This window comes from Novosphingobium sp. FG137 (assembly GCF_057809735.1).
The window spans coordinates 75288-92575 of the sequence record NZ_JBMDKN010000010.1 but is presented as its reverse complement, the minus strand read 5'-3'; the positions used below and the strand labels follow the sequence as shown (position 1 = coordinate 92575).

Here is a 17288-nt window from a genome sequence, read left to right as displayed (position 1 = left end):
CTCGCTTGCCGGACCGCGGTTCATAGTCTTAGGCTTCCAGCGTCTTGCTGGCCTTGCCACCAATGACCTCGACCGCCTCAAGGGTCATCAGCCCGATGTCGGGTACATCGCTCAAGGCAGACACGAACGCGCGCAAAGCGTCCTCGAAATCGACGATTTCGATCACCACTGCCCGATCACTCTCAAGCACATGGCGTCGGTGGACGTGCGCCGATGCCCCGAAGCCTATCAGCGCCTCCAGCACCGTCAGGCCAGCCATCTTTCGATCGCGCGCCAGCGAGGCCACATATTCGAAGACCTTGCGATCGCCGATATAGGCCGCCTCGTCCGTATAGATGCGCAGCAGTTTCCGGACAGGTTCTACCATCATGCTTCTCCTTTCAGGTGGGCGGGTTCCTCGCCATGCGGCGTGCTCGCCTCTTGCTCATTTTGACGATCGGTCCGCCCGAGGATCACTTTCGCGATCGCCGGCAGCACCAGCAGTGTCAGGATGGTGGCCGCGACGAGACCACCGATCACGGTGACGGCGAGCGGCTTCTGCACCTCAGCACCAGTGCCGTGGGCGAGCGCCATCGGCACGAAGCCGATCGCGGGCACGAACCCGGTCATGATGACCGCCCGCATCTTCTCGGCCATGCCGTGGCGGATCGCCTCCGCCACCGGCAATCCAGCTTCGATGCGCTCCCGGATCGCGGACATCACAACAAGGCCGTTCAGCACCGCCACGCCGGCAAGACAGATGAACCCGACCGCCGCCGACACCGAAAAGTTGATGCCGGTCAGCAGCAGGGTAAACAGGCCGCCCGCCAGACCAAGTGGCACCGCCAAAAACACCGATGCTGCCCTGCCGAAGCCGCCGAGTGCCATGTAGAGCAACCCGAAGATTACCAGGAAGCACAGCGGCACCACGATCGATAGCCGCTTCGATGCCGCTGCCAAATTCTCGAACTGACCGCCCCATTCGAGGTAGTAACCGGCAGGCAACTTGACCTGTGCGATCTTTGCCTGCGCTTCCTGGACGAATGAACCCGCATCGCGGCCGCCCAGATTGACCTGGACGACCACACGACGCTTGCCGTTCTCCCGGCTGATCTGGTTCAGACCTTCCGTCAGCCGGATTTGCGCCACTTGCGCAAGCGGCACCTGGGCACGCGGCCGTCCCTCGACTTCCGGCAGCAGCACCGGCAGCGTCCGGATTTCGTCAAGGTTCGCGCGCGTGGCCTCAGGCACGCGCACGGTGACATCGAACCGCCGATCGCCCTCATAGACGAGCCCCGATTCACGGCCGCCGAGCCCTGCCGCAACCGTGTCCGCGACGTCGCGCACCGTAAGACCCAACCGCGCTATCGCCGCGCGGTCGAGCCTTACATCAAGCGCCGGCGCACCACCGACCTGCTCGGCCTTGACGCTCGCCGCACCGGGTACGGTCTGAAGCACCCGCACCATCTCGTTGGCGGTCAGCGCCATCTTGTCGAGATCGTCGCCGTAGAGCTTGATCGCGACATCGCCGCGGACACCGGCGATTAGTTCGTTGAAGCGGAGCTGGATCGGCTGACTGACCTCGTAGAGATTTCCGAGGAGCCCTTTGGTAGCTTTCTCAATCTTCGCGACCACGTCGGCTTTAGTCGTACCCTCGGCCCACTCTTCCTTCTCCTTCAGAATGACGAAGCCGTCGGATACGTTCGGCGGCATCGGGTCGCTGGCTACTTCCGCCGTGCCGGTCTTGGAAAACATCAAGGCGACTTCCGGAATCTTTATCACCGCTTCTTCGACCTTGCGTTCCATCGCCAGCGACTGATCGAGGCTGACCGAGGGCACGCGAGTCGATGCGAAGGCGAGATTCTTCTCGTCGAGCTGGGGAATGAACTCCGAGCCCAGCAAGCCAAATGCAGGAATTGCCGCCAGGAAGAAGGCTAACCCCCCCAGAATGAACGGCCACGGGCGTGCGATCGCCTTGTCCAGCAACGGCAGGTAGCGGTCCTTGGACTTCCGGATCAGCCACACGTCCTTTTCCGCGACTTTTCCGCGAATCATGATCGCCACCAGCGCCGGCACCAGCGTGATCGCCAGCACAAACGCTGCCACGAGTGCCAGCATGATCGTGATCGCCATCGGCGAGAACGTCTTGCCTTCGGTGCCGGTAAAGGTGAGCAGCGGCGCGAACGCGAGCAAGATGATGGCCTGGCCAAAGACGGTCGGCTTGATCATCTCCTGCGAGGCCCGCATCGTCTCCTCCAGCCGTTCTCGCAGAGAAAGCAGCCGGCCTTCATGTTCCTGTCGATGCGCCAGTCTGGCGAGGCAGTTTTCGATGATGATGACCGCGCCGTCGACGATCAGACCGAAGTCGAGCGCGCCCAAGCTCATCAGGTTGCCGGGGACTTTGAAGGCGTTCATCCCCATCGCCATCATCAGGAACGAGAAGGGAATCACCAGGGTCGCGATAATCGCCGCGCGCCAGTTGCCGAGCAGCAGAAACAACGACGCCGCAACGAGGATTGCGCCTTCGGTGAGGTTGCGCTGCACCGTAGCCACCGTGGCCCCAACCAACGCGGCGCGGTTCAGCACGACCTTCACCTCGATACCCGGCGGCAGCGTCTTTGCTACCTGATCGAGCTTGGCAGTTGCCGATTCAGCGACAACGCGGCTGTTCTGGCCGATCAACATCAGCACAGTGCCGATGACCGCCTCCCGGCCGTTCATGCTGCCGGCACCCGTCCGCAAATCGCCACCAACGCGGACGTTCGCGATCTGGCCGATAGTAATTGGCGTTCCGCCTCGTGTCGCCGCAACCGCGTTGCGGATTTCATCAACGGTTCGCACGCGTGAGTCGACGCGGACCAGATAGGCTTCGCCCCCGCGGTTATAGTAATTCGCGCCGACCGCAAGATTGGCGTTTTCGAGAGCCTGGCCAAGCTCGCTGTACGAGACACCGAAACTGGCGAGCTTCGTCGGATCCGGCTCGACCACGAAGGTCTTGGCATAGCCGCCAATCGAATCGACCCCGGCAATGCCTTTAACCGACCGAAGCTGAGGCCCGATAATCCAATCCTGAACGGTGCGCAGGTAGCTTGCTTTGGCCACCGCATCGGTCAGCCGCTCGCCTTCGGGTGTCAGATAGCTGCCGTCAGGCTGCCAGCCGGGTTGGCCGGCGACTTTTTTGGCGCCCTTGCCGTCCGGGTTGGCATAATTAACCGTATACATGACGATTTCGCCGAGGCCGGTCGACACCGGTCCAACCTGCGGCTGCACGCCGTCGGGCAGGTTTTCTGTCGCTTGGCGCAGCCGTTCACCGACCTGCTGACGCGCAAAATAGAGGTCGGTATCGTCAGTGAAGATCGCACTGACCTGGCTGAAGCCGTTACGCGAGATAGAGCGTGTCGTTTCCAGGCCGGGGATGCCGGCGAGCGCGATTTCAACCGGGTAGGTTACAAGTTTCTCGATCTCGACCGGCGAGAGCCGCGGGTCGACCGTGTTGATCTGAACCTGTTTGGTGGTGATGTCGGGCACCGCGTCGATCGGCAGCTTGGAGAGCTGCCATACGCCGAGACCGGCGATGACGAGGAACAACGCGAGGACCGTCCAGCGGGCGCGGACGGAGAGCGCCATAAGGTTGGCTATCATGGTCTATTCTTCCTCGCCCGCGCCCTTGCCGAGTTCGGCCTTGAGCAGGAATGCGTTCTTGGTTGCGACCTGGCTGCCGCCAACGAGACCCTTCAGGATCTCGACGCGACCGTTGCTGCGCTGTCCGATCGTGACATTCCGGGCGCGGAAGCCCTGCGCGGTCCGAACGAACACGATGTCGCGCCCATCGAGCGTCTGCACCGCATCTTCCGGCACCACGATCGCGTTGGAGGTGCCGCCCCGGCTCGGCAGTAATCGCACCCGCACCGCGAGACCCGGCTGAAGCGTGCCGGGCACATCGAGGACCGCGGTTGCCGAGCGCGTATCGTTAGCAAGTCCCGGTGTAACGGCACGCACCTTTGCCTCCACCGTCCGCCCATCGGGCAGTTCTATGATCGCTCGATCACCTTGTGAGAGCCGCTGGGCGTCAGTCGGTCCGACCGACGCCTCGATTTGGATCTTCGAGGCATCGGCGACGCGCATCAGCTCGGTCTCTGGCTGGACGAAGGCACCCAGGCTGACATTCTCCGAGGTGACACGGCCTGAAATCGGGCTCGACACCAGCACACCGCGACCGTCCGATGTCACGCGGGCCGCGCCTGCCGCCACGCTGGCGCGGCGCGCCTCTGCGGCGGCCGAGGCGGCCTCCGCCTCCGCCTGTTCCAGCTCGACACGCGCCGAGACTTTCTGACGGAACAGATATTGTTCGCGGGCGAGCGCCTTTTGCGCAAGCGTCGATTTGGCAGCGGCAGCAGTGCGATCGGCGGCAAACTGCGCCGCGTCCCGGCTTTCGACGACAGCAAGCGTTTCGCCGGCGCGCACGGGATCGCCGAGCCGCTTCATCAGCCGCGTCACCGCGCCGGCTGCGCGGGCGGTCACGATCGCTTCGCCTTGCGGCGCCGCGCTCACCGTCGCCTGCGCGACGATTTCCGCGCCGAGCCCGCCGAGATTGATCGTCTCTGTGGCGATGCCGGCCTGCTGGACCGCCTGCGCGGTCATCGTCACCGTGTCAGGGGTCTTTTCCACCTCCGCAGGCGCAGCGGCATTGCCGCTTGCCGCTTCCGTCGCGGCGGGTTCATTCCCAGTCCAGCGTGCGATCCCGAAGCCGCCAAGTGCGGCGACGATCGCGACAGCCGCCGCACCGCCAAGAAGGCGCTTATCGTTCATCATCGATCATCTCCGGAAATCATGGGGGCCGGCGTCGTGAGCCGGTCGAGCCGGGCCTGTGCGTCGTGATAGGCGGCGAGCGCATCGACGTAGGTCTGGCGGGTCTGTGACAGCGTGCGCTCGGCATCGAGGAGCGCGATCTGGTCGAACTTGCCCTGCGTCCAACCGATCCGCGCGATACGGGCAGCTTCCTGTGCCGCCGTCAAAGCCGGTCCGCCCGCCGCTCGGGCGGTCGCAGCGGCGTTCGCCACTTCGGTTTGCGCGCTGGCAATCTGCTGGCGGGTATCGATCACGGCGAGGTTGCGCAGCGCGATCGCCTGCGTCTGCTCCGATCGCGACTGCGCCACGAACGCGCTACCGTTGTTGAAGAACGGGATCGGGATCGAAATGCCGACGACCGCGGCGGTGTCGTTGGTCGCCTCCAATCGGCGGGCAAACGTGCTGACGGTCAGGTCGGGCACGCGCAGCGATCGGGCGACGCGCACTTGTGCGTCGGCGGTGCGAACGTCGGCTTCCGCCGCAGCCAGGGCCAACGTCCCCTCGACCTCGATCGGCCGTGGCGGTCCGTAGCCATCGATTCGCTCGAACCACGCGCGATCGAGGGGCCCCGTCACCGGCACCGCCAGTAGTGTCTCAAGGTTTGCCCGCGCCGCCTGTGCCTGCCGCGCCGCGCTGTCGGCCGCGACCTGCGCGTTGATGCGCAGCACGTCGGCCCGCTGTTGTTCGATCGGGCCGACGTCGCCGGCCTTGACGCGCTCGCTTGAGACCCGGAACGCATTGTTAGCGATCCCGGCTTGCTCGCTCAGCACTTCGGCGCGGCGCTCCGCAGCGGCGGCTTCGATATAGAGCTGCGTGATCCGCAGGCGGAGATCCGCTCGCGCGATTTCAGCCTGGACCTGCGCGCGGGTGAGCCGTGCCGTTGCAAGCGCGACACGCGCCGGCCGCTTGCCGCCCAACTCCAGCGGGAGCGCTACACCCACCGTCGTTTCGGAACTCCGCAGCCCCTTGTAGACGCCGGTGCCGGCGACGTTCTCGACCTGAGCCTGAAACTCTGGATTGGGGCGCAGCCCGGCAACGCGCCGCGCTGCGGTTGCGGCGCCAACGCCGGCCGCCGCCGCCGCAACCGATGGAAGGGGTGCCGGACCGTTACCCCCCGCCCCCGACGCCAAGCCGTTGCTGGCTGCGGCCGATGGGACTGATGGCATACCGCCCGCGGCAAGGGCGTCCTCGAGCGAGAACGCATCTGCCGCTTGTGACGAAGTGGTCGCCGCCGGAATGCCGGACGGCAGTGCTGTCTGCGCCCCGGCCGTACTGGCCAAGGTCGCCGCGACCATGACGGCCGCGATTGTGCGATACATAGATGATGACTCCTGACGAACCGGATTCGCCCCGCGCGGCTATGGCCGGCGAGGTCAGCGGATCGTCAGGCTTGCGGGGGCCTCAGCGCCGGATCGGCAGTCGAGAGCGGCCGCATAGAATGGCTTGCGAAAATGGGGGCAAGCCGAAGGTCGTGCGTGAGTGCGGCATTGGAGATCTTGACCGGCGCTGCGACGTGATCGCCGTGGCAGCCGCCGTGATGGTGAGGATACCCTTTGTCACCATCGGCGGGCACTTGATCGGGATCGCCGGGCGCATGGCCCATGGCGACTTCGTCCACGCCTATTTCTTGCGACGAAACGCTTACATCCGGCCGTTCCAGCACATGCGCCGTCGCCGTCGTCCCTACGGAAAGGACGATCGCCAAATAAGCAAGGATGTTCAGCAAGCGTCGCACGGACAACGAACTAACAGGAAAGCCGACAACCCGATAGCCCCAAGATCGCATAATCTCTGGCGAGATCGCGCGTCTTGCGCGAAGGCGGATTGCGATGGAAAGCATCTATTTGCGCTCCAGCAACTGCAAGCTGCCAGAAGTTCGCGAATGTTGTGCCGACGCCTCTTCCGATGGTTTGGGATATAGCTCCGTCCGCGCCAGGATAATGATTTGGAGGCCGCCCCAAATGCCGAGCCCCGCCATGATCAGCGCTACCGCCAAATCCGGCCAGGCCGTACCCGTGCCGAGCACACCTGCGGCGGCAAGCAATACCGCCAAGTTACCGATGGCGTCGTTACGAGAGCAGATCCACACCGATCGCATGTTCGCGTCACCGCTCCGGTAGCGGTAGAGCATGAGCGCAACGCTACCGTTTGCGACCAGTGCGATCACCCCGACTATACCCATCGTCCCAGCTTGCGGTATGCCCCCGCCCAGCGCGGCAAGCAGCGTGGTGATCAAGACGTAGAGGCCGAAGGCAAGGATGGTGCCGCCTTTCAGCAATGCGGCACGCGACCGCCAACCCAGTGCCATACTCGCGACCCCGAGACTGATCGCATAATTGGCGGAGTCGCCTAGAAAATCGAGTGCGTCCGCCTGCAGCGAACGCGACCCCGAGGTGATACCTGCGACGATCTCGCCAGCGAACATCGTCAGATTGATCGCGAGAGCGATCCACAGCACGCGGCGCCAGCGCGGATCGGGCGCAGCCGGCGCAGCCGACTGGCAGCTGCTACAGACCATGATTATCCACGCGTGCAAGCATCATGGGAAGCCTTATGCACCCTCTAGCTACTAGAGGGTCAAGACGAATATCGCTCCCTGCTCCGATCTTCATCAGGTGGTTGCCGCGACGGCACGGCGCCGGTTGAGAATAAAGCCGCCGGCCACCGCGACGAGCATCAGCAACTGGGCGCCCATCGACTGCACGGTCGGGAAGATGCCCAGCACCGAGACGCGAATTCCGCCGCCAAGCGGCGCAATGTCGATGATGCCGGCTTCCTGCAGCGCCGACACACCTTTGCCGGCTAGTACGATGGTGAGGAGCGCCATCAGCCACGCGCTATAGGCAAAGAACTTCGCGATCGGCAGGTCGCGGCTGTAGCGCAGCATCGCCTGGGCAATGAGGCCGAGCAGAAGGACCGCCGAGCCGGCGCCAGCCAGCATGATACCGCCATTGCCCTGGGTCCAGAGCGCGGCATAAAACAGGATGGTCTCGAACACCTCGCGATAGACGACGATGAAGGCCAGGCCGAAGAGGAACCAGGCCGATTGCCGTGACAGCGCGCGCGACATCTTTTCGCGGATGTAGCGCTGCCATTGGTCCGCCTGCGCCTTGCCGTGCATCCATATCCCCACGGAGAGCAGGACGACGGCCGCGAACAGCGATCCAAACCCTTCGGTGAGCTCACGGCTCGCCCCGCTGATCCCGATCGCATAGGTTGCAACCGCCCAGGTCAGGCCGCCCGCCGCCAGCGCGCCGATCCAGCCGCCATGGACATAGGGCAGCACCTCGGGTCGCTCGGCCTTGCGCAGGAAGGCGATCATCGCAACGACGATCAGCAGGGCTTCGAGCCCCTCGCGCAGCAAGATGGTGAACGCGCCCAGAAAGGTCGATGCGCTGCTCCCCGCGTCCGGGGACAAGGCCGCATCGGCGTCATCGAATAAGCCATCGAGCACCTGGACACGGGTCGCCACCTCGTCGGCCGGGCGGCCTTGCTGGAGCGATGCGCGGAATTCGCCCATGGCGCTCTCGATATGCCCCATAAGCGTTGCGTCACGCGCGGTCAGCATGGGTTCGAGCGGCTCGAACCCGTCGAGATAGGCCGACAGCGCTAATTCCTGCGCCGCATGGCGATTGCCCGCGCGATAGGCCGCGAGGCTCTGCGCCAGCTTGCCCCGCGCCACGTCGAGCGAGCCCGTTGCCTGCTGAACCACGGCTTCAGGGTGGCGGCGCAGATAGGCTATGATCGCATCGGCCTGCTCGGGCCCCATGCTCTTGGCCAGCGTTACCGGGGTCAGCCCGGCCAGGGCCGTCAGATCGGGAATCCGTTGGCGAACGCTGGGATCGGCTTTCCATAGCCGTTCGCCTTCCTTAGCGGCCGCATCGGAAAAGGCGAAATGCCCCGCATAGAAAGCAAGTGCCCAGCGATCGTCTGACGGCAGCGATGAGAAGCTCTGCATCGCGGTGCCGTCGATACCCTGGTCGATCACCTGATACAGCGCGAAGGGGCTGCGCTGGCGAGCGCGGGTGACATCGGTGAACGCGATAGGCGGGGTGGCGAGCTTGGCGGCGTTCGGGCCGTGACCATCGCCGGCCGCACCGTGGCAGCTCGCGCAATTCTGGGCGAAGAGCGTCGCGCCACGCGCGAAATCGGGTGCCTTGGCCGGAGCAAGCGGGACCGGATAGGCTTTGAGCAGATCGGCGGCGAGACCATGAGCAAGATCGGCAACCTGGCTCGGCGACCCCTTGGCGGCAACGACCGCCTGAAGCCGTGTCGCACCCTCGATGAGCCTCGCACGTTCGGACGTTGGCGGCAACGCCGCGAGGCGCGCGGAGACCGACGCCGCGAACTCGGTCATTTCTGCATATTCGGAGGCACTCTTGATCCTGCCACCGGAAACCGCGCCACCATAGTCGACCGCCATATAGTCCAGAAGCCGCCATGCGGTCTGGACATCCGCCGTTTCGGCATGGGCCATAGCGCTGGCACCCAGTGTACAGGCCACGGCAGCAAGCACCGCCATCATGCGGAGCACCCATCGGCGGACTGAAGGCGCTTGCACGCGAATCGGCAAAAGGCGGAGGCGGGTCGGGGACGTAAACATCCGCCTCCTTTAGACCCTCTAGCAGCTAGAGGGTCAAGCAGTTTTGCGACTCGTTTGCATTAGCTCGTGCGTGCGGAGGGCATTATCGGACACCATCTCCCCTAACTGAATGCTGTGGAATCCGGCGCTAACGTCTCGATGATGCGGCACTCGGAAATTGTGCCCTGCCCGCACTGGACGATAACGCTGCTCAGTTCGGATCTGAGGGTATTCAGATCCCGAAGCTTTCGGTCGATCTCGGCGAGATGTTCGCGGGCGATCGTGTCGACGGCCTTGCACGAAATGTCTTTCTGGTCCGCGAGCTTGAGAAGCTCCTGGACCTGGTCGATCGAGAAGCCCAGCGCGCGTGCCCGGCGAATGAAGCTGAGTCGTGCGAGATGCTGCGCGGAATAGGCCCGATAATTGCCCTTCGTTCGCCCCGGCGGGGCAAGCAAGCCTACACTCTCATAGTAGCGAATTGTCTCGACCTTCGTCCCTGTCGCTTTCGCGAGCTTTCCGATGCTGAGTAGCTCGACGGACATATCGGTTGACCCTCTAGTGACTTCAGACTTTATAAAGGGTGTCATGTCGAAAAGTCGAGGTGACGATATGGTCGAGCAAACCAACGCGCACGCTATCGCGATGGGCCGCTGGTGGCGTTTCAAGGTCCACGGGCTCGACTGCCAGAATGAGGTTCGGCTTCTCAAGGAAGTCCTCGTCCCCCTTATCGGGGACGAGGAGCTTTTGTCGTTCCAGCCGAAGCGCGGTCTCCTCGATGTCGATGTCGAGTCCGGCATCGGGGTGGAGGCGGTGATCGCGGCCGTCTCGACCACCGGGATGACAGCCGAATTGCAAACCGCAGATGCGTTCGCGGAGGATAAAGCAGATGCTGGCGGTTGCAGTGGCTGCTCGGGCGAACCGATGCCTGTCGAACAGATGCTTCCTGACCGTCCGGACAGCGTCATCTTCAAAATCCACGGCATGGACTGCGGCGACGAAGTCGAGGTGCTCAAGCGCGAAGTCGGGCCGGTCGTCGGGTTGGAGAAGCTGTCGTTTGATCTCATCAATGGCCGCATGTCGGTCGCGGGTGCTTCCGACGCCTTACATCACACCGAAATATTGAAGGCGGTCGAGCGCACCGGCATGCGCGCCGAACTCTGGAAAGAAGGCGTGAACAGTGCCGGCGCGCAAGCCGAGCAGCGTCGGCGCCGCATCCAGGCCGCGCTGACGATCGCGAGCGGCGTGTTGGTCGTGGCGGGCTTTGCGATCCATGTCCGCGCGAGCGGCCTCGCCGCGGTGTTGCACGAGAGTCTGGCGCGGGAGGCTCATCCTCCGCTCCTCGCCATGCTCGCCTATTCCCTGGCAATCCTCTCGGCGGTTCGGTACGTCGCCCCCAAGGCGGTCCTCGCGGCACGGCGGCTCCGGCCGGACATGAACCTGCTCATGATCGTTGCTGTGGCGGGCGCCCTCGGCATTGGGCAATGGTTCGAAGCGGCGACCGTGGCGTTCTTCTTCGCGCTTGCGCTCGCCCTTGAGGCATGGAGCCTTGGACGGGCCCGCCGTGCCGTCGCGGCGCTCATGGACATCGCCCCCGACTCTGCCCGGATACGCGATGCCACAGGCGTCGAGAAGGATGTGCCGGTCGCTGATGTCGCGGTCGGCACGCAGGTGATCGTTCCGCCCGGTGGAAAGATTCCGCTCGACGGGCGTGTGATTGCGGGGACGAGCGCGGTCGACCAGGCACCGATTACAGGCGAGAGCGTCCCCGTCACCGTCGCACAAGGCGCAACGGTCTTTGCCGGGACCATCAACGGCATGGGTGCGATCGAGATCGTAACGACCAGGCCGGCCTCCGACACGACGCTTGCCCGTATCGTGCGCATGGTGGGTGAAGCGCAGCGCAAGCGTGCGCCGACCGAACAGTGGGTGGAGCGCTTCGCGCGGATCTACACGCCGGTTGTGATGCTGCTTGCGCTGGCCGTATTCCTCGTCCCACCGCTTCTGCTCGGCGGTAGTTGGGCCGTCTGGTTTTATCAGGCACTGGTGTTGCTTGTCATCGCCTGCCCCTGTGCCCTCGTCATCTCGACGCCCGTCAGCATTGTTGCGGGACTGACCGGCGCGGCAAAGCAGGGCGTGCTGATCAAGGGAGGCGTCCATCTCGAAACGCCTGCGCGCATCACCGCGATCGCTATGGACAAGACGGGGACGCTCACGCTTGGGCGTCCCAAGGTGGTCGAGCTTGTTCCCCTTGGCGGCCGGAGTGAGGTTGAACTACTGGCGGTTGCCGCGGCCATTGAAGCCCGAAGCGAGCACCCCATTGCGCGTGCGATCCTTGACGCCGCAGCGGAACGCGGCGTTGACGTGGTCCCCGCAAAATCTGTGACGGCGTTGCCCGGTAAAGGCGTCGTTGGCGCGATCGACGGCCGCGAGGCCTGGGTCGGATCGCCGGGCTATCTTGGAGAGCGCCTTGGGGGCGCTGGCGATGATGCGCTCACCGCCCAATTGCATCGTATAGCCGCCGCGGGACTGACCGGCACTATTGTCGGTGAGGCGGGGTCGGTCATCGGACTGATTGCGGTCGGTGACGCGATGCGTCCCGAGGCCCGACAGATCGTCGCGCAACTGCATGAACTTGGCATCGCGCAGATCGTCATGCTGACCGGAGACAGTCGCGCGCCTGCCCAGGCCATCGCGCGCGCGACCGGCGTGGATGAGGTTCACGCCGAGCTGCTTCCCGAACAAAAGGTCGAGGCGATAGAAAGGCTGGTAGCGCAGCACGGCCTCGTCGCCATGGTCGGTGACGGCGTCAATGATGCGCCGGCGATGGCGCGATCGGGCCTCGGCATCGCCATGGGCGCGTTTGGCAGCGATGCGGCGATCGAGACGGCGGATATCGCGCTGATGCAGGACGATCTCTCTCGGCTGCCGTGGCTCATTCGGCATTCGAGGGCGACACTCGCCGTCATCCGGCAGAACATCGGCTTCTCGCTGGCCGTAAAGCTCGTTTTCGCAGGCCTGACGCTGCTTGGCATGGCGTCGCTCTGGGGCGCGATCGCGGCGGATGTCGGCGCATCCCTCCTGGTCGTGCTCAATGGCATGCGTCTTGTCGGTCACGACCAGCGGGTTCGATAATCCGGTTACCCGGGCAGCGAAGCAACGATCTACGCTCACCCACCACCCAATAGGACTGTACTGCTATGACCGGACAATGTGCCGCGGGCGTCGACACGGGCTTCGTGACACTGGGCTATGCCAAGGTCGCCATATTGGGCGTGGTGCAAGGTATCACCGAACTTCTGCCGATTTCGTCGACAGCTCATATGCGCATCGTGCCCGCCCTGTTGGGTTGGCGAGATCCCGGCTCGGCTTTTTCGGCCGCGATGCAGCTCGCCGCGCTCGCCGCCGTAATCAGTTATTTCTGGCAGGACGTTCGCCGCCTGGTGGTCGGTTCCGTGTCGGCCATCGGCCATCGACAGTTCGCCGATCCCAATCTCCGTCTGGCGATCTGGATCGCTCTCGCGACGGTCCCGATCGTGCTGGCGGGTGCTCTGCTGTCGAATAGCCTCAATACATGCAACTCGCCCTTTCGCGCCCTGTCCGTCATTGGCTGGGCCTGCATAGCGATGGCGGCGCTGATGGGGCTCAGCGAGATTCTGGCGCGCCACAGCCGCAGCGTTGAGAAGGCATCGCTGGTGGACGCTTTGCTCGTCGGGCTCGCGCAGGTCGGTGCCCTTATTCCAGGCGTCTCGCGCTCAGGATCGTCCCTCACCGCCGCGCTCGCGCTCGGCTTCAAGCGCGAGGAAGCGGCCCGCTTCTCATTCCTGTTGGGCATTCCGGCGATCGCTCTGGCAGGATCGAAGGAATTATGGGAGCTGCACAAAGCCCATCTCGATCTGCATGGCTGGTCCGTTCTGGCGGTCGGCCTGGTTGTCGCGTCCGTTTCCGCGTTCGCCGCGATCTGGGCGCTGATGCGCGTCCTTGAGCGGTTCTCCGCCTGGCCGTTCGTCATCTATCGGGGAATGCTCGGCGTTCTTCTGCTCGTTGCGACCGCCAACGCCTGGCTCGTTTGAACCACGCGCCCGGGCCGCCGGCTTCGCAGTTGCCGCTGAAGAGTCGAGCATGGCGGTCCCCTCAATGCCGCATCGACGTTAGGCGCTTCGATGGCATGGTCGGCACGATGACAGACCGCTACCCCATTCGGTGAACAGCGTGGCAGGATTGCTAATCAAATAGCTTTACAATGTATGTGCCCCTCAGAGTCGGAAGGATCCCCGGCCTGGATTGAAAGGCTAGTGAGTTGGTGTTGGGAAAGACTACGATTACTCGCCGTGATATTACTGCGGGGCTTCTTTGCTGCGGGACTTTATTGGCCGAAGCGCTGTACCGGCCCGCGTACGCGGGAGCGGCGATGTTAATGCGCGATTGGAACGGGTTTCCTGTCCCCCCTCGTTGGCAGGCGTTCAGCCTCGTCACAGGCGACACGTTAGTTCTCCCCATTGACGTGGCGGCCGTATCTGCTGAAGCTATTCTCGATAGCGGTAGCGCTGCCACGATCCTTAGTTCGTCTTTGGCAGCCAAACTTGGACTCTCGTCGACGGAGCGGAGGACAATTCGCGGAGTGGGCGCGCGGGCAAGCGTACAGCTTGCGCGCGATGTAGAGATCGCGTTTGCAGGCGAACTGCGCCGCGCACCCTTTGTCATCATAAGCGATCTGAAAGCCGTATCGGCCGCTTTAGGCCGCGATGTCGATGTAGTGCTTGGCGCAGATATGCTTACCGGGCGTTCAATAGCCTTGGACTTTGACAATTCTCGGATTGCTGTCGCCGAGAGCGGTTCGTTTTCAGCAGGACCGGACTGGCGCCGCGTCCCGCTTTCACATGGGGCAAATCTCGAGTTACTCGTGCAGGCTTCCGTGGCCGGTCTGCCAAGCGCGCCCATGGTCTTCGATCTCGGCAGTTCGACAGCGCTGATGCTGGCCCGCGCCTATGTTGAAGAGCATCGACTCCTTGAAGGAATCAAGCGGTCAACCGCGGCGATCGGGGGGGTAGATGGTATCATGCTTGCAACCGCCTTCATGGCTGAAATGGTCCAGTTAGGCTCATTCTCCGTCCCCTCAATTCCTACGCTCACACCTTCAAGCTGGCTGTCTACGAGTGCCGTGGGCAGCATCGGATTCCCGATAATCTCTCAGTTTGACACGGTGCTTGACCTTTCGGCTGGACAGGTGTGGCTGCGACCAGCGCGGCACGGATTGCCCATCCTGGAGGACCACAGCGGCTTCGGACTGGCCCTCACCGGGAACGAACTGTCCATTGTCCATGTCGCGGCAAACAGCCCAGCTGCCGCCGCTGGCTGGACCGTGGGAGACCGCATTCGGGCGCTCAACGGTCGGAGTATCGATGGATCTTACATTTCAGGTAAGCATTGGCGGTGGCGCTTCAGGCCGGCAGGCACGCGCGTAACCTTGCGAGATCAGAAGGGCCATGTGCGAGAACTCCTTCTCGCAGACTATTTCTAAGTCACGAATGCCCTTCCAAAGACAACTGACCGAACATCGTGGGAGCAAGTTGAATCAGCCTCTGTTTCGCCGCCGCGCCGCCTGCAGAAATTATAAATCGTGCGTATGCCGGTGGTGCAAATCGGGAAAGTGGGCATGGCGATGCGTCATTCGCTCATGCCGATGCCAGTGACTGTGGGGTTCGTCTAAAGCGACGCCTGGCGAATGTTGGTGCTGATGATGGCTATCATGAACATGGCGATGATCATGTTCGAGAGGTTCGTGCGCATGGTCGTGGCCATGCGGTTCGGTCAGGTGCAGCCAGAGCCCGATCGCCATCAGGATCCCGGCGATGATGAAGGGCATGGTGACCGTTTCACCGAACATCGCGATCGCGAGTAATGCACCGATGAACGGTGCCGTCGAGAAATAGGCTCCCGACCGAGCCGTGCCGAGGTGCCGAAGCGCGAGAACGAACAGCACGAGGCTGACGCCGTACCCAAGAAAGCCGATCAGCGCGGCACCTGCAACCACCGGAACCGTTGGTAAGGATGCGCCAAGCGTCAGCGCCAGGACGAGATTGACGCTCCCTGCGGCCAGCCCTTTCAGCATCGCGATCTGGACAGGATCGGCGCTGCTGAGCTTTCGGGTGAGATTGTTGTCGATACCCCAGGCGAGGCAAGCGCCGGCGATCGCCAACATGCCCAGGCCACCGCCGGCGGGAGCGCCACGCCACGATAGCAACACCGCGCCGCCGAGGATCGCCGCAGCGCCGACCAACAGACGGTGATCGACATTTTCGCGGAACACCAGCCAAGCGATGGTGAGGGTCGCAAGACCTTCCAGATTGAGCAGAAGCGACGCGGTGGACGCAGGCGTCTTTGCCAGTCCCGCCATCAGCAAGATCGGTGCGACCCCGCCTCCGCACAGGATGACGAGCGCCAGCCAAGGCAGGTCGGATCGGACGAGCGATGCTTCCCCCTCGCCGCGTCCGATCGCTCTGCGCAACGCATATACGAGAGCAAGCCCGCAACCCGATCCGAGATAAAGCAGTCCGGCGAGCAGCCAAGCGTTTACACCATTACCAAGGGCGAGCTTCGCGAACGGTGTACTGGCGCCAAACAATAGCGCTGACAAGATCGCCAGTACGGCACCCGAGCTTGGCTTCACTGGCGAGCGATCATCATACGAATGCTACCTGACTCGTGGATGCTCCCTATACGGTATTTTTCACAAGCAGGTCACGGTAGATCCGCCGGGGCTTAAGGCGGATGATCCTCGACTGTCCAGATCGGACAAGGACCGCAGCTTGTGTGGTGACCAATGCAACGGACGCCGAAGCGCCCACCGAGGCGCGCCGCTGCTTTAGCAGGAATTTCGAAAGATTCGCGATGTTGGATACTAGCGAGACTAGATCCGTACCCAGCGCGAAGAGCGCCCCAACTATCAGATTATGTGCAAGCCAGAATGGCGCACCGACAAGGAAGAGACTTTTCATCCGCGTGGTTGAAGTCTGGAGCCGTGCGAGGGTGCCGAAGGAGCTACCGGTTAAGGCCAAGGCAGACGGGATGCCATGCCACGTCACAATTGAGAGAAAGGCCAAAAGAATGAGGCTCGCACCATAAAGCCTGATGACCACGTAACGGTCTCGCACAGCCGCAGAAATAATGAGTTGGGAGCACGAAATGAGACAAGCCATCGCTGCCGTGGGCGATCCCAGCGCAAGAAAATAAAGCGCGAACGCGGCCGCACCGGTGCTCTGAATTTTGATCACCGTCCCGTAATCGTTGAAAAATGGCCAACTCACGACGCACAAGAGAGCCAGGCAGCCAAAGGCGGTGGCAATCATGACTGCCACTGCGCGATGTATAGGACGTCGAGTTGTGCTTGCGTTTTGGCGCGGGATCTCAATTGTTCCATTGCCGAAGCGTGACGGAACAAGGTTAATTACACGCTAATGCGCCAAGGCGATCGCCGGCTCAGGGCTGTTTTAGGATTGCCGTCACCTCGCCGGCGCTGCCGGTTAGTGTGACGTCGAAATCGACCTTTTCGCCTACCTTTGCCGCGCCGGTGACCCCAGGTGCCGCCTTAAACGTCATGGTCATCGCCGGCCATTTGGCTTCAGGGATCGGGCCATGGTCGAGCGTGATCGTGCCTGCGGTCTTGTCGATGGCGGTGACCTTGCCGTGGCCCTTGGCCTTGATCGGCGCAGTCGCCGCCGGCGCCATCGCCATATTGCCCATGTCGCCGCTCATGGCCGCGGCGGGTGCCGCCTGATTGGTCTCGGCCGCAACCGGCGTCTCCGCTTTCTTGCCACAGGCGGCCGTCAGGGCGGTGAGGCCGAGAGCAATGGTCAGTCGTATCATAGTCATGGTCTTCTCC

At 63.3% G+C, this 17288-nt stretch carries 14 protein-coding genes; 3 read left to right on the top strand and 11 right to left on the bottom strand.

Annotation, left to right across the window (positions count from 1 at the left end; translation table 11 throughout):
• Positions 1–28: 28 nt before the first annotated feature.
• From ACODS2_RS21635 to ACODS2_RS21600, 8 genes are all read right to left on the bottom strand, one after another.
• Positions 29–367: a DUF190 domain-containing protein gene (locus tag ACODS2_RS21635; RefSeq protein WP_179563637.1), complete on the bottom strand. Its 339-nt coding sequence runs from the start codon at positions 365–367 to the stop codon at positions 29–31.
• The gene (locus ACODS2_RS21630) at positions 367–3621 is read right to left on the bottom strand and encodes an efflux RND transporter permease subunit (protein ID WP_489000587.1); all 3255 of its coding nucleotides are present in this window, start codon (positions 3619–3621) and stop codon (positions 367–369) included. Before ACODS2_RS21630 ends, ACODS2_RS21635 begins: the two co-directional genes overlap by 1 nt.
• 3 nt (positions 3622–3624) lie before the next feature.
• Positions 3625–4788, bottom strand: coding sequence for an efflux RND transporter periplasmic adaptor subunit (locus tag ACODS2_RS21625; RefSeq protein ID WP_489000602.1), 1164 nt, complete (start codon positions 4786–4788; stop codon positions 3625–3627).
• Complete coding sequence (locus ACODS2_RS21620) at positions 4788–6146, bottom strand: TolC family protein (protein ID WP_489000586.1); 1359 nt, start codon at positions 6144–6146, stop codon at positions 4788–4790. Before ACODS2_RS21620 ends, ACODS2_RS21625 begins: the two co-directional genes overlap by 1 nt.
• A gap of 65 nt (positions 6147–6211) precedes the next feature.
• Entirely contained in the window at positions 6212–6667 is a 456-nt protein-coding gene (locus ACODS2_RS21615; RefSeq protein WP_489000585.1) for a hypothetical protein, read from the bottom strand.
• Complete coding sequence (locus ACODS2_RS21610; RefSeq protein WP_489000584.1) at positions 6668–7345, bottom strand: cation efflux transmembrane domain-containing protein; 678 nt, start codon at positions 7343–7345, stop codon at positions 6668–6670.
• 93 nt (positions 7346–7438) lie between these two features.
• Positions 7439–9349: an FTR1 family protein gene (locus tag ACODS2_RS21605; RefSeq protein ID WP_489000601.1), complete on the bottom strand. Its 1911-nt coding sequence runs from the start codon at positions 9347–9349 to the stop codon at positions 7439–7441.
• Positions 9350–9531: 182 nt separating this feature from the next.
• Positions 9532–9951, bottom strand: a complete 420-nt coding sequence (locus tag ACODS2_RS21600) for a MerR family transcriptional regulator (RefSeq protein ID WP_174839339.1) — start codon at positions 9949–9951, stop codon at positions 9532–9534.
• Between the two features lie 67 nt (positions 9952–10018).
• Between ACODS2_RS21600 and ACODS2_RS21595 the strand changes: the two genes are divergently transcribed.
• The 3 genes from ACODS2_RS21595 (at position 10019) to ACODS2_RS21585 (ending at position 14927) form a co-directional block, all read left to right on the top strand.
• Positions 10019–12541 (top strand): heavy metal translocating P-type ATPase, encoded by a 2523-nt coding sequence (locus ACODS2_RS21595; protein WP_489000583.1) that lies wholly within the window; start codon positions 10019–10021, stop codon positions 12539–12541.
• A gap of 65 nt (positions 12542–12606) precedes the next feature.
• On the top strand, positions 12607–13479 hold the full coding sequence (locus tag ACODS2_RS21590) for an undecaprenyl-diphosphate phosphatase (RefSeq protein WP_489000582.1): 873 nt from the start codon (positions 12607–12609) through the stop codon (positions 13477–13479).
• A 338-nt stretch (positions 13480–13817) separates the two neighbouring features.
• Positions 13818–14927: a retropepsin-like aspartic protease gene (locus ACODS2_RS21585; RefSeq protein WP_489000581.1), complete on the top strand. Its 1110-nt coding sequence runs from the start codon at positions 13818–13820 to the stop codon at positions 14925–14927.
• Between the two features lie 90 nt (positions 14928–15017).
• Here the strand turns inward: ACODS2_RS21585 and ACODS2_RS21580 are convergent, their stop codons facing one another.
• The 3 genes from ACODS2_RS21580 to ACODS2_RS21570 all read right to left on the bottom strand — a co-directional run bounded on the left by ACODS2_RS21580 (position 15018) and on the right by ACODS2_RS21570 (position 17278).
• Positions 15018–16076, bottom strand: coding sequence for a DMT family transporter (locus ACODS2_RS21580; RefSeq protein WP_489000580.1), 1059 nt, complete (start codon positions 16074–16076; stop codon positions 15018–15020).
• 46 nt (positions 16077–16122) lie between these two features.
• Positions 16123–16755 (bottom strand): YgjV family protein, encoded by a 633-nt coding sequence (locus ACODS2_RS21575; protein WP_489000579.1) that lies wholly within the window; start codon positions 16753–16755, stop codon positions 16123–16125.
• Positions 16756–16885: 130 nt separating this feature from the next.
• Positions 16886–17278, bottom strand: a complete 393-nt coding sequence (locus ACODS2_RS21570) for a copper-binding protein (RefSeq protein ID WP_489000578.1) — start codon at positions 17276–17278, stop codon at positions 16886–16888.
• Positions 17279–17288 lie beyond the last annotated feature (10 nt).